Genomic DNA, 14,371 nt, shown 5'->3' on the forward strand with positions numbered 1-14,371 from the left:
ATGAAAAAGACTATAATTCTAAGTATTACTTTCTTTTTTCTTATGACAGCCTCCTTTGCTCAGTCTTCATTAAGGGTAGGGACATTGGTTGAGTTTTCCAGTGCAATGGTGGATGATGGTGATTGGGTCGGCTCGGGAAGCAGCGATCTCCAAAAATACAGAACCCTAGGTTTGAGTTTTTCTAAGGCTTGGAATGACAAATGGGAATTATATAGTGGGATTTACTCCATAGAAGCTGATCATATAATGACTCCTGCTCCTGGTTTGGATATTCCTGAACGAACGGAAGACTTCTCTATGCTTTCAATTCCAGTTTTAGGAAGCTATTCTTTTCTGCCTTTTGCTTTTGTGACTGCTGGGCCCGTTTTTGATTTTTCTGGTAGTGATAATTTGGACCAGAGTGGTATAGGCTATCAAGTAGGAGTGGGAGGTAAATATCATGTGGATAAAGTCCGCTTCTCTTTAATTCCAAATTTTAAAAGGCATGGGGTAATTCTTTATGATTCACCAAGTCGCAAAAGGAATGTAATGGAGTTTGGGTTGCGATTTGAGGTTTCCTATCAGATCAAATAAAATCCAAAAACCTGAATTTAATTTTAGCATCTTTTAAAAGATGCTTTTTTTATTTCTTGTCCTTTTAAAAAGAAGGTCCAGTTAGCGGACCTGCCTTCAGCAGGCAAGCAAGGCTTCCAGGGAAGGTTCGAACCACTGTACAAGGTTTTTTGAAGAAAAATTGGGTTGAAATGAAAAAAGCACCCTTTGCAGGATGCTTTTATATCGAGGTCGCGAGCGGATTCGAACCGCTGTACAAGGTTTTGCAGACCTCTGCCTAGCCGCTCGGCCACGCGACCCGTTGAAATCGGAATGCAAATGTAGGAATTATTGGTTCTGAAGCAAAAATGGAATCGACATTTTTTCGCAAAATCGGATATTTATTTCTGTCAAGTTTTGTTTGAACGGTAAAAAAAAACTTAGGTTTTTCTTGATTTTTCAAACTGTACTAAAATGACACAAAGCCACTTCTATTTATAAAGATTCTAAATAAATAAGTCTAGCCTTGATAGAGCTTAAAAACTTGAAAATCAGTAAAATAGGGGCTTATTTAGAATTCCTTTTGATTTTCATTTCCAAATTATCTCTTGTTTGAAAAATAAACCCCGGATACTACCTTTGCAGGGGTTATTTAAAACCGGTTAAACTATTTAATTAGCTATAATATGTTATCCAAACGCTCGTTAGTAGGGGTTCGATTGAATTTCCACACGCTGGCAGTGCTGTTTTTCTTCTTGATCGGTACGCAGGTTTTTGCTGCAGATCCGGCAGTAGTCGAAAGCGACGAAGCAATTGCAGCAGGTAAATCAGTCTTCAACGCGAATTGTAAAACCTGCCACAAACTGGATCAAAAGATGATTGGTCCCGCCCTAAGAGGTGTCACTGATAGACAATCTGCTGAGTGGGCAAAGAGCTTTATCAAAAACTCTTCAGCTGTTATTGCATCAGGAGATGAGTATGCAACAGCATTGTTTGCCGAATTCAACAATACGGTAATGCCAGCACACGGATTTTTGTCTGATGATGATTTAAACAATCTTCTTTCTTACATCGAATACGGTGATAAAGTTGATCCGGCTGCTGCGGCTGCAACTGCTGCAGGCGGTGAAGGTGCTGTTGCTGCAGGTGGAGGTATTCCTACCGAGTATTTGACAGTGATTGTTGTTGTTTTGGTGATTGTGTTGTTATTGATCCTAATTGTTTTGGGATTGATTATCTCAGTTTTGACCAAGTACATCAACAAGCAAGATCTTGATGCTGACGACAAGGAGTTTGTTTCTCAGAAATTTGAGTTAGGTAAACTTTTGAAAAGCGATGGATTCGTAATCATTGTAACAGCATTGGTTATTGCATTGGTTGCTAAAACAGCGATTGACGGATTGTATTCTGTTGGTGTTCAGCAAGGATACGCTCCAACTCAGCCGATCGCTTACTCTCACGCTTTGCATGCGGGTACTTTAGAGATCCAATGTCAGTATTGCCACACTGGTGTTGAGATTGGTAGATCTGCAAACATTCCATCTCCAAACATTTGTATGAACTGTCACACACACGTTCAGAATGTTCAAGGAAAAGATGGTATCTCTCCAGAAATTCAGAAAATCTACGATGCGGTAGATAATAATAAACCAATTGAATGGGTACGTGTACACAACCTTCCTGATTTGGCATATTTCAACCACTCACAGCACGTGAAAGTGGGAGGAATCGAATGTCAGACATGTCATGGTCCAATTCAGGAAATGGAAGTGGTAAGGCAACATTCGGCTTTGACCATGGGCTGGTGTATTGATTGCCATAGAAATACTGAGATCAATTCTCAGGGCAATGAGTACTATGACAAATTGGTTCAATTGCACTCAGACTCTAAAGATGCTTTGAAAGTGAAGGACATCGGAGGTTTGGAATGTGCTAAGTGCCACTATTAATTCATTCATTTCGCAAATTCATTCCTAGATCATACAATGAAGGAAAATAAAAAAACATACTGGAAAGGGCTTGAGCAGCTCAACAACGATCCAGAGTTTGTAAAGCATGCCGACAGGGAATTTCCTGAGCTTCCTTCCGCATTGGGCGAGGATGGCAGTGCTTCCAGAAGGGATTTTCTAAAATTAATGGGCTTTAGCTTAGCAGCTGCTTCTTTGGCAGCTTGTGAAGCTCCAGTAAGAAAAGCTATTCCTTATGTGAATAAGCCTGTAGACGTTAACCCATCTATCCCTAACTATTACGCATCAACTTTTGCATCCGGAGGTGATTATGCTTCTGTGGTTGTGAAAACAAGAGAAGGTCGTCCTATCAAAATCGATGGAAACGATCTTTCTCCTATTAATAAAGGTAAGGTAAACGCTATCGTAGAGGCGTCTGTACTTTCTCTTTATGATAAGCAGCGTCTGACTGGCCCTATGGCCGCAGGACAAAAGACTGATTGGAAAACTTTGGATGCCGAAGTGAAATCCAAATTGGCTGCTGCAGGAAATGTGAAGATTGTATCAAATACCATTCTTTCTCCAAGTACAATGGAGTCTTTGAACATGCTTTCTGAAGCAGTGGGTGGAGCTGAGGTGATCATGTATGACCCAATCTCCAACTATGGTATCACAAAAGCTTCTGAAACTTATTACGGAGCTGCTGTTCTTCCTTCCTATTCTTTTGACAAAGCAAACACAATCGTTTCTTTCGGAGCTGACTTCCTAGGAACTTGGATTTCTCCAATTGAATTTGCAGGTCAATACGCGAAGACTAGAAAAATTTCTAAAGAAAAGCCTGTAATGTCTCGTCATTATCAGTTTGAGTCAAACTTGTCTCTAGCTGGTGCTAACGCTGACTACAGAACTCCAATCAAAGCTTCTCAAAGCGGATTGGCTGTTTTGGCTTTATATAATGCAATTGCAAAGAAAGCTGGTGCAGCTACTGTTTCTGCTCCGGCTGTTGAAATTGCACATTTGGAAATGGCTGCTAATGACCTTTGGGCTTCTAAAGGAGCTTCTTTGGTTGTTTCTGGTTCCAATGATCCTAACGTTCAGGTTGTAATTCACGCAATCAACGAATTGTTGGGTAACAATGGTGTTACTGTTGACTTTGCTACCCCAGCTTACTTCAGAAAAGGTGACGATTCTAAAATGAATCAATTTGTTTCTGATTTGAAAGGCGGAAGAGTTGGTGGCGTTGTATTTTATAACTGTAACCCAGTTTATGATTTTGCAAGAGGTGCTGAAATCGCTGAAGGTATCGCTGCCACTAAAGTAAGTGTGGCAACCAATGGTACTTTGGATGAGACTGCTTCTCTAGTACAATATGTGGCTCCAGATCACAACTTCTTGGAGTCTTGGAATGACTTTGAACCTAAATTGGGTCATTTCTCTCTTTCTCAGCCTACTATTTCTCCTTTGTTTGATACTCGTCAGGCACAAGATTCATTCTTGACTTGGGCTGGTGCAGGTGTAAACTACTATGATTTCCTTCGTCAAAACTGGGAAGCTGGTATGTTTACTCAAACTGAAACAGGTGGAAACTTCCAGGAATTCTGGGATCAGGCTCTTTACAATGGTGTTTACAAACTAGAAAAATCTGCTGAGGCCCTTGCTCCAGTGGGTGATGTAGCTGCTGCTGCTGCCGCTGTAGGTAAAACTTACGCTGCTGCTAGCCCTGCTGCTGAACTAGTGATCTACTCTAAAGTAGGTATTGGTAGTGGTGCATTTGCTAACATTCCTTGGTTGCAAGAAATGCCAGATCCAATCACAAAGGCTACTTGGGATAACTATGTGACTGTTTCTCAAAAATGGGCTTCTGACAATGGAGTAACCATGTTTGAAGAAAACACACAGAAAGCTCAAGTTACTGTAAACGGAAAGTCTTTGATCGTTCCAATCTTGATCCAACCAGGTCAGGCAGATGGTACTTTCGGTTTGGCTTTGGGTTACGGTAGAACTAAAGCTGGTAGAGTTGCTGATGGCGTAGGTGTTAATGCTTATGATCTTCTTGACGCTTCTGCTGGTTTCGTTAATTTCGATATTACTTCAGGTGTTGAGGTGGCTGTGACTGGTGATTCTTATAAAATCGCTAGAACTCAGACCCACCAAACTTTCATGGGACGTGAAAACGTGATCCAGGAGGCTACTTTGGCAGAATACAAGCAAGATGCTTCTGCTGGTAGATACAAGCCTGAAATCTATAAAGACGGTGAGTTTGTGAAACCTTCCAAGATCTCCTTGTGGAGTGGTCACAAATACAGCCAGCATCACTGGGGATTGGCAATCGATATGAACTCCTGTATTGGATGTTCTGCTTGTTCTGTGGCTTGTCAGGTTGAAAACAACGTGGCAGTTGTAGGTAAGCAAGAAGTGTTGAATAGAAGAGAAATGGCTTGGATCAGAATTGACCGCTATTATTCTTCTGACGCACCAGCTGATGACTTAGAAGGAATGGAAGTAGCTTCTGCTAATCCTGAGGTTACTTTCCAACCGATGATGTGTCAGCATTGTAACAATGCTCCTTGTGAGACTGTATGTCCGGTAGCTGCAACTACGCACTCTACAGAAGGTCTTAACCAAATGACTTACAACAGATGTATCGGTACTAGATATTGTGCCAACAACTGTCCTTACAAAGTTCGTCGATTCAACTGGTTCAAATACCATGACAATAAGGACTTTGCCGGAGTTAACGTAGCTCAAAACAGTGATTTGGGTAAAATGGTATTGAACCCAGATGTGACTGTCAGAGCACGTGGTGTGATGGAGAAATGCTCACTTTGTGTTCAGCGTATTCAAGCTGGTAAACTGGCTGCGAAACGTGAAAAGCGTAAGGTTCAGGATGGAGATGTCAATGTAGCTTGTGCTGTAGCTTGTCCTACTGATGCTCTAGTATTTGGTGATATGAATGATCCAAACAGTAAAGTTTCTCAGTTGTTGAAAATTGAAGACAACAGTACTTCTGCTTTGAAAGAAGTAAATGAGGAAAGAGCATACCACGTATTGGAGGAAATCAATGTGAGTCCAAACGTTTGGTACTTTACGAAAATCAGAAATAAAGAGAAAAACGAAGCGTAATCATAATTTTATAAACTATGCAGGTTACTTCATCCGTACGTCAGCCGTTAGTTACCGGAGGCAAAACCTACCATGACGTGACACATGATGTGTCTCGGCAGGTAGAAGGAAAACCATCATTGGCTTGGTTCCTTGCCTTCTTAACAGCTGTAGGTACTTTGGCTATTGGCTTTATCGCTGTTGCTGCCACCGTTTGGGAAGGCATCGGGATGTGGGGTTTGAACAAAACAGTAGGTTGGGCCTGGGATATCACCAACTTCGTGTGGTGGGTTGGTATCGGTCACGCCGGTACCTTGATTTCAGCAGTATTGCTTTTGTTCAGACAGAAGTGGAGAACTTCTATTAACAGAGCAGCTGAAGCGATGACAATCTTCGCTGTAATTTGTGCAGCGATGTTCCCAGTTCTTCACATGGGCCGTCCTTGGTTGGGTGCTTATTGGGCTCTTCCATTGCCAAATACTTTTGGTTCCCTTTGGGTAAACTTTAACTCTCCGCTTCTTTGGGACGTATTTGCGATCTCTACTTACTTCTCCGTTTCATTGGTATTCTGGTACATTGGTTTGATCCCAGATTTCGCTACCATCAGAGACAGAGCAACAGGTTTGAGAAAAACTATTTATGGTGCTCTTTCATTTGGTTGGGATGGTGCTGCTAAAACTTGGATGCGTTATGAATCAGTATCCTTGATCTTGGCAGGTTTGGCAACTCCATTGGTACTTTCAGTTCACACAATTGTATCCTTTGACTTCGCTACGTCCGTAATTCCAGGATGGCACACTACGATCTTCCCTCCATACTTCGTTGCTGGTGCGATTTTCTCAGGTTTTGCCATGGTATTGACCTTGATGATCATCACCAGAAAAGTATTTAAGCTAGAAGATTACATTACAATGGGCCACATCGAATTGATGAACATTGTAATTATCATCACGGGATCTATCGTAGGTATTGCTTATATCACAGAATTCTTCATTGCTTGGTATTCTGGAGTAGAAGCAGAACAATATGCATTTATCAACCGTGCTACTGGACCTTATTGGTGGGCTTACTGGTCTATGATGACTTGTAACGTAATCTCTCCTCAGCTATTCTGGTTCAAGAAAATTAGAACTTCTATCGTGGCTACTTTCGCATTATCTATTGTAGTAAACATCGGTATGTGGTTCGAGCGATTTGTAATTATCGTTACTTCCCTACACAGAGACTTCTTGCCTTCTTCATGGGCGATGTTCTACCCATCTTGGGCTGACGTAGGGGTTTACTTGTTTACTTTTGGTTTGTTCTTTACTCTGTTCTTCTTGTTTGCGAAGTTCTTCCCAGTAATCAACATGGCGGAAGTGAAGTCTGTATTGAAATCTTCATCTGAAAAAGCAGCTAAATAATCATGGAAAGAGATACACATTTTATTCTTGGAGTGTACGAGGACGAAGATGTCCTTCTCCATGCTGTCGAGGAGGTTAGATCCAGTGGTGTGAAAATCCACGAAGTATATACTCCTTATCCTATTCACGGATTGGAGCATGTATTGGGATATAAAAGAAGTAGACTTCCAATTGCAGCATTCCTTTTTGGAATGTTGGGAACTACACTTGCATTGACCATGCAGTTTTACATGATGAGATTTGATTGGCCGATGATCATTGGTGGTAAAGACTTCGCCGCTTTCCCTGATTTCATTCCTGTTACTTTCGAATTGACTGTATTACTAGCAGCATTTGGTATGGTTGGGGTGTTTATGATCAGCTCCAATTTGAAGCCTTGGGCTCAGCCTCGCATTTTTGATGTGAGAAGTACTGATGATAAGCACATCATGGCAATTGATATCGCTAATAATAGTGCTATGGAAGTAGACAAGATCAAAGAGATTTTGAAGTCTTCTGGTGCTACAGAGGTTAATAATAAAAGTTTTGAAGAGTAATTCTGAAAATATGAAGATTGCTAAAACACTAAGTATCTTGGGGATTGCCGCTTTTGGTGCGATGCTCGCTGGCTGCAAGGCCGGAGGAGACAACCAGGGTTTGGAATATGCCCCTCAAATGTATCACTCTGTAGCCTACGAACCTTTGACACAGATCGTCAATGAAGATCAAGGTCAGTGGTTGTCTACCAGAGAAGATGGTAAAGGAGAATTCTTTAACAGTAACGTCTACAACCCGAATCATATGAATATGAGAGAGCCTGTAGAAGGAACTGTTCCGAGAAATAAATCTGGGATGCTACCTCACAGATTGAAGCAATTTCAATTGGAGGATGCCGCTCTTATCGAAAATCCAATTCCTTTGACCGATGAGGTTTTGAAAGAAGGAAAAACTTTGTTCGAACAATATTGTGTGGCTTGCCACGGTGAAAAAGGACAAGGTGACGGAAAAGTAGGTGAAATCATCGGTGGTGTTGCCAACCTAACAGGTGGAGCATACATCAACTTGCCTGAAGGGCATATTTTCCATGTGATTACAAAAGGAAAAGGTAGAATGGGAGCTCACGGTTCTCAGATTACTCCTGAAAATCGTTGGAAGATCGTTCACTATGTTAAACAAGTAATTCAGAAGCAGTAATCATGGCTCACGACGTACAAAACTATAATTTGGATCAAAAATTTGATTTTAGCGCGGGCATCAAAAAGTCAGTTTTGACTGTTTTGGGAATTGGTGCTGCTATCCTTGTGCTTGGAATCATTTTGGCGATGACCGGTGGTGGTCATCATGAAGAAGGTGCAGAGGCTGCAGGACATGCTTTCCATTGGTATGAAAGATTGTATGCTAACCTTTGGATCAATAATGTATACTTCACTGGTATCGCCATTATTGGTGTATTCTTCTTCGCAATTCAATATGCTGCTCAAGCTGGTTGGTCTGCGCCAATCACTCGTATCATGCTTTCTTTGGGTAACTGGTTGCCAATCGCAGGAATTTTGATGATTGTAACTTTCTTCGTTGCAAATCATGATTTGTTCCACTGGACTCATAGCTACCTTTTTGATAAAGCTTCTCCAGAATATGATTCTATCATCGATGGAAAAGGAGCTTTCTTCTACTGGCCTATGGAAAAAGGATCTTTCCCTGTTTTCTATATCGCTAGAATGGTGATCTTCTTTGGATTCTGGGTTTTCTTCTTTAATAAATTCAAGCAAATCGCTGCTAACGAAGATCAATTGGGTGGAAACGCACATTGGTTCAAAATGAGAAGCTGGTCTGCTTATTTCTTAGTATTCTTCGCAGTTTCTTCTTCTATCTCTGCATGGGATTGGGTGATGTCAATTGACACTCACTGGTTCTCTACTTTGTTTGGATGGTATGTATTCGCTTCTTGGTTTGTTGCTGGTCTTTCTACGATCACTTTGTTGACAATCTTCTTGAAGGGTAAAGGATACTTGGAAATGGTTAACGAAAACCATATTCATGACATGGGTAAGTTTGTATTTGGTTTCTCCATTTTCTGGACTTACTTGTGGTTCTCTCAATTCCTATTGATTTATTACGCAAACATCCCTGAGGAGACTGTTTACTTCGTGGAAAGACTTTCCAGTGATATTTATGGTGGGTTTATCTTTGTAAACATCATTATGAACTTCGTTCTTCCTTTCTTGGTATTGATGACTCGTGATGCGAAGCGTCATGGCATTTTCTTGAAAGTTGTTTGTTCTTTGTTGATCGTTGGACACTGGGTTGACTTCTTCTTGATGGTTCAGCCAGGTACTTTGGGTCACAATGGTGGTATTGGACTTATGGAAGTGGGTATGCTTCTAGTATATGGTGCTTCATTTGCATTCGTTGTGTTGAGCTCTTTGGCTAAAGGAAACTTGGTTCCAAAGAATCACCCAATGATGGAGGAAAGCTATCATCATCACATTTAATTAAAGCCGAAAAGTTTATACTATGTACGGATTTCTAATTGCAGTTGGGGTTCTATTACTTCTTTCCATCATCTGGATGGTTTATAGAATCCAATCCCTTGTTTCAGTAGTAAAGGGTTCTGATAAAAAGATAGCTTCTGGAAGCAATAAGGTGAATGCCATCTTATTCGTTCTTTTCCTTTTGGGAACTGGTATTTTGATGTTCTGGTATTCTATCAAGGAGTTCCACAATTATCAATTACCAATTGCTTCAGAACATGGAGTGGTAACTGATAGATTGTTCTGGATTACCATGGCAATCACTGGTGTGGTTTTCATTATCACACACATTCTTTTGTTCATCTTCCCATACAAATACCAGTATAAAGAAGATAGAAAAGCAACTTTCTATCCTGACAATAACAAACTGGAAATTATTTGGACTGCAGTACCAGGTGTGGTATTGGCTGGTTTGGTTATTTCTGGTTGGATGGCTTGGTCAGATATCACTGCTCCAGCTCCTGAAAATGCTCATGTTATTGAAGTAATGGGGTATCAGTTTGCCTGGGATATCAGATATGCAGGAAAAGACAATGTTTTGGGTGATCATGATTACAGATTGATTACTCCTACGAATGCAGCTGGTGTTGATTTTTCGGATAAAAATGCTGTGGATGATTTTCCTTCTCCAGTTGTAGTAATCCCTAAAGGAGAACCTGTTCTTTTCAAAATCAGAGCTAGAGATGTATTGCACTCAGTATTTGCTCCTCATATGAGATTGAAAATGGATGCGGTACCTGGTATGCCAACTCGTTTCTGGTTTGTTCCTACAAAGACCACAGCTGAAATGAGAGAAGAATTGGGTAATCCGGATTTTAATTATGAAATCGCTTGTACTGAAATTTGTGGCCGTGGTCACAATGGTATGAGAAAAGTAATTGAGGTTGTAGAACCTGAAGCATATCGCAAGTGGTTCGCTGAGCAACAAACATTCCTTCAGTCAAATCCAGCACTTGCAGCAGGATATGAAGCTGAGGTTCAAGAATTAGCAGAAGTTCAATAAGAGAATAACACAAAATTATAAATTATGGCTACAGCATCTGTTGCAACTCATGACGCAGCACACGATCATCACGATCATGAGCATCATGATAATTTTGTAACCAAGTACATCTTCAGTACTGACCATAAGATGATTGCTAAGCAATATCTTGTGTCAGGTATATTCTGGGCTGTTATTGGTGGTTTCCTTTCCATTCTATTCAGATTGCAATTAGGTTTTCCTGATTTAAATCTTGAATTCCTTCGTCCTCTTTTGGGTGGCTGGATTGATGAAGCAGGGAAGTTAGATCCTACATTCTACCTAGCTTTGGTTACAATGCACGGTACCATCATGGTATTCTTTGTATTGACAGCTGGTTTGTCTGGAACATTCTCAAATTTCTTGATTCCACTTCAAATTGGAGCAAGAGATATGGCATCTGGTTTTATGAACATGCTTTCTTACTGGTTATTCTTTATTTCCGGTGTTATCATGTTCATTTCTCTATTCATTAAAACTGGACCAGCTGGTGGAGGTTGGGTTGTTTACCCACCACTGTCTGCATTGGAACAAGCTATTCCAGGTTCAGGATTGGGTATGACTTTGTGGTTAGTAGCGATGACCTTCTTTATTGCTTCATCATTGATGGGAGGTATTAACTATATCACTACTGTAATCAATTTGAGAACAAAAGGAATGTCTTTCTCAAGACTTCCATTGACCATTTGGGCATTCTTCTTGACAGCTGTTATTGGTCTTTTGTCCTTCCCAGTGTTATTCTCTGCCGCTTTATTGTTGGTGTTCGACAGAAGCTTTGGTACTTCTTTCTACCTATCTGATATCTATATCGGGGGTGAGGCATTGCCAAATACAGGTGGTAGCCCAGTATTGTACCAGCACTTGTTCTGGTTCTTAGGTCACCCTGAAGTTTACATTGTATTGTTGCCTGCTTTGGGTATTACTTCAGAAGTAATTGCAACTAACTCAAGAAAGCCGATTTTCGGATATAAGGCGATGATTATTTCCATGTTGGGAATCACCATCCTATCCTTTATCGTATGGGCACACCACATGTTCGTATCAGGTATGAACCCATTCTTGGGATCTATCTTCATGTTCTTGACATTGATCATTGCGGTACCATCTGCAGTAAAAGTATTTAATTACCTAACTACTCTTTGGAGAGGTAACTTGATCTTTACTCCAGCCATGTTATTCTCAATTGGTTTGGTGTCCTTCTTTATCTCTGGTGGTTTGACGGGTATTTTCCTAGGTAATTCTGCTATTGATATTCAGTTGCACGATACTTATTTCGTAGTAGCTCACTTCCACTTGGTAATGGGTTCTGCTTCCTTCTTCGGAATGCTTGCTGGTGTTTATCACTGGTTCCCTAAGATGTTTGGTAGAATGATGGATGCTAGATTGGGTTACGTACACTTCTGGTTGACTTTCGTAGGAGTTTACATGGTATTCTTCCCGATGCACTACATTGGAATCGCAGGTTTTCCAAGAAGATATTACTCTTGGACCAACTTTGAGTTCTCCAATATGTATACAGACTTGAACATGTTTGTATCTGCTGCAGCTATTATCACATTTGCATCTCAGTTCATCTTTGTATTCAACTTCTTTTACAGCATGTATCGTGGAAGAAAGGCGACTCAAAACCCTTGGAGATCCAACACTTTGGAGTGGACAACTCCAATCGAGCCTGGACATGGAAACTGGCCTGGTGAAATTCCAACTGTTTACAGATGGCCTTATGACTATTCTAAGCCTGGTGCTGCAGAGGATTTCATCCCTCAAACTGTTCCACTTTCGGCTACTCCTGAATCCAACTTGCCACATGAGCAAGAGCAGGTGAAGCTTGAAATGGAAATCATGAAGGAAGAATCTGAGGCGTTGGCTGCAAATGAATCCAAGCACTGAAAATAAAATCAACAGCTTTCGCCGTGCAAGTTTAATCACGGTGATCGCTGTTTATTTCCTCATTTTAGTTGGAGGGATTGTACGAAGTACCGGTTCCGGTATGGGTTGCCCAGATTGGCCTAAATGTTTTGGGAGCGTAGTTCCCCCAACTAGTGTTGATCAGCTTCCTTCAGACTATCAGGAAATATATCTTCAAAAAAGAATAGCTAAAAACGAAAGGTTTGTAGCTACACTTGAAAATTTGGGATTTGATGATCTGGCTTACCAAATAGCTAACGACAAATCCATCTTGATCGAAGAAGAGTTTAATCCAGTGAAGACTTGGATTGAATATCTAAATCGATTGGTAGGTGTTGCTATAGGTTTGCTTATAATCTGGACTGTATGGAAGTCATTTCCTCTTTGGAAAGTTGATCCATTGATTCCGATTTTATCCATTGCATCCTTGTTCTTGGTTCTGTTCCAAGGATGGATTGGCTCTTTGGTAGTTTCTACGAATCTGCTGCATTGGATGATCACATTTCATATGATATTGGCCTTAGTTCAGGTTGGATTGCTTCTTTATATTATACATAGAGCAGTTAATCTAATTCGAATAAAGGCTGATCTATTTGAAGTGCCTTCCAAACTTCGCTGGGTTTTAATCATTGGACTAATTTTGATGTTGGTTCAAGTAGTTTTAGGAACTCAGGTAAGGGAAGAATTGGATCAAATCGCATTTTCTCTAGGTAATTTGTTAAGAGATGAATGGATTAGCAAAACAGGTATTGTTTTCTTAATTCACCGTTCTTTCTCCTTGGTATTACTTGGAATTCATTTGTTGTATTTCTTCTGGGCATTTAAATACACCCGAAGGAAATCACAAATTAACCTTTGGTCTCAGGTATTGATTGGATTGATCATACTGGAAATTGCTTCTGGAATAGGCTTGTCTTATTTCGGTATTCCAGCCTTCCTACAGCCTGTACACCTGTTGCTTGGTTCATTGATTGTCGGAGTTCAGTTTATTCTGTTGATGCAATTAAGGGATCATGTAGAAATTAAGTTAAAAACAAATTGATGATGAGGACAGTTGGTGTAACTGACCAATCTTTGTACGAGGCTTTTGTTAGCCGAATCAGGGCATATTCTGACTTGCTTAAACTCAGATTATCTGCTTTGGTTACTTTCTCTGCCGTATTTGGCTATATCTTAGGAGACAGAGGTGCCAGCTTTGGTTGGACTGGTTTCTTGGGATTAGCATTAGGTGGATTCTTGATTTCTGGCGCTTCTGGCGCTGCGAATGAGATCATGGAGAGAGACCTTGACAAATTGATGAAGAGAACTCAAAATAGACCTCTTCCCCTTCAAATCATTTCATTAAAAGAAGCTTATTGGTTTACAGTAATCGTGGCGATTGTAGGTGTATTTCTACTTTGGGCTTTTACTAATCCTTTGACCACTTGGTTGGGGATTTTAAGTATGGTCTTGTATGTATTCGCTTACACTCCATTGAAAAGAGTAGGTCCAATTGCTGTATTCGTTGGAGCGATTCCTGGTGCGATGCCTCCTTTGTTAGGATGGACTGCTGCAACAGGAGCAATTACATATGAAGCCTTAATTATTTTTGGTATTCAGTTTATCTGGCAGTTTCCTCATTTCTGGGCAATAGCTTGGGTGAGTGATGAGGATTACAAAAAAGCTGGTTTTAAACTGTTGCCAAGTGGTGGAGGTCAAGATTTGAATACGGCTATTCAGATCATGATTTACACCCTATTTCTTTTGCCATTGGGCTTGTTGCCAAGTTATTTTGGTTTGACGGGTCTCAATTCTGGTATTGTAGCTACTATTTGTGGTGTGTTATTTTTGGCACAAACATTTTCTTTGATGAGAGATTGTTCCAGAAAGTCTGCACTGAAGATCATGTTTGGTTCATTTCTTTATTTACCAATTGTCCAAATCGCGTATTTACTGGATAAAATGCCTTAA

11 protein-coding genes and 1 tRNA gene are annotated in these 14,371 nt (G+C 40.5%); 11 read left to right on the forward strand and 1 reads right to left on the reverse strand.

The annotated features are described in order from the left end of the window. Positions 1-573 carry a hypothetical protein gene (locus O0V13_RS15800; protein ID WP_268035942.1) on the forward strand — a complete coding sequence of 191 codons (573 nt, stop codon included), beginning with the start codon at positions 1-3 and terminating at the stop codon, positions 571-573. A 207-nt stretch (positions 574-780) separates the two neighbouring features. Here the strand turns inward: O0V13_RS15800 and O0V13_RS15805 are convergent. Continuing rightward, positions 781-851, reverse strand: a tRNA-Cys gene (locus tag O0V13_RS15805). Positions 852-1,217: 366 nt separating this feature from the next. Between O0V13_RS15805 and O0V13_RS15810 the strand changes: the two genes are divergently transcribed. Genes O0V13_RS15810 through cyoE form a run of 10 tightly spaced genes read left to right on the forward strand, consistent with a single transcriptional unit; the run spans position 1,218 to position 14,371 of the window. Then, positions 1,218-2,480, forward strand: coding sequence for a c-type cytochrome (locus tag O0V13_RS15810; RefSeq protein ID WP_268035943.1), 1,263 nt, complete (start codon positions 1,218-1,220; stop codon positions 2,478-2,480). A 36-nt stretch (positions 2,481-2,516) separates the two neighbouring features. Next, positions 2,517-5,600, forward strand: coding sequence for a TAT-variant-translocated molybdopterin oxidoreductase (locus tag O0V13_RS15815; RefSeq protein WP_268035944.1), 3,084 nt, complete (start codon positions 2,517-2,519; stop codon positions 5,598-5,600). 17 nt (positions 5,601-5,617) lie between these two features. Beyond that, positions 5,618-6,982 (forward strand): NrfD/PsrC family molybdoenzyme membrane anchor subunit, encoded by a 1,365-nt coding sequence (gene nrfD / locus O0V13_RS15820; protein WP_073573575.1) that lies wholly within the window; start codon positions 5,618-5,620, stop codon positions 6,980-6,982. A 2-nt stretch (positions 6,983-6,984) separates the two neighbouring features. Then, positions 6,985-7,518: a DUF3341 domain-containing protein gene (locus O0V13_RS15825; protein WP_268035945.1), complete on the forward strand. Its 534-nt coding sequence runs from the start codon at positions 6,985-6,987 to the stop codon at positions 7,516-7,518. A gap of 10 nt (positions 7,519-7,528) precedes the next feature. Next, positions 7,529-8,155, forward strand: coding sequence for a c-type cytochrome (locus tag O0V13_RS15830; protein ID WP_268035946.1), 627 nt, complete (start codon positions 7,529-7,531; stop codon positions 8,153-8,155). A 2-nt stretch (positions 8,156-8,157) separates the two neighbouring features. Then, the gene (locus O0V13_RS15835) at positions 8,158-9,453 is read left to right on the forward strand and encodes a quinol:cytochrome C oxidoreductase (RefSeq protein ID WP_268035947.1); all 1,296 of its coding nucleotides are present in this window, start codon (positions 8,158-8,160) and stop codon (positions 9,451-9,453) included. Between the two features lie 22 nt (positions 9,454-9,475). Beyond that, positions 9,476-10,495 (forward strand): cytochrome c oxidase subunit II, encoded by a 1,020-nt coding sequence (locus tag O0V13_RS15840; protein WP_268035948.1) that lies wholly within the window; start codon positions 9,476-9,478, stop codon positions 10,493-10,495. 24 nt (positions 10,496-10,519) lie between these two features. Then, positions 10,520-12,403: a cytochrome c oxidase subunit I gene (locus tag O0V13_RS15845; protein WP_268035949.1), complete on the forward strand. Its 1,884-nt coding sequence runs from the start codon at positions 10,520-10,522 to the stop codon at positions 12,401-12,403. Beyond that, positions 12,387-13,463, forward strand: a complete 1,077-nt coding sequence (locus O0V13_RS15850) for a COX15/CtaA family protein (RefSeq protein ID WP_268035950.1) — start codon at positions 12,387-12,389, stop codon at positions 13,461-13,463. Before O0V13_RS15845 ends, O0V13_RS15850 begins: the two co-directional genes overlap by 17 nt. Before the next feature lie 2 nt (positions 13,464-13,465). Beyond that, a complete protein-coding gene (gene cyoE / locus O0V13_RS15855) occupies positions 13,466-14,371 on the forward strand; it encodes a heme o synthase (protein ID WP_268036010.1) in 906 nt (301 codons plus the stop codon).

Source organism: Algoriphagus sp. PAP.12, assembly GCF_026652115.1.
Taxonomy (GTDB): domain Bacteria; phylum Bacteroidota; class Bacteroidia; order Cytophagales; family Cyclobacteriaceae; genus Algoriphagus.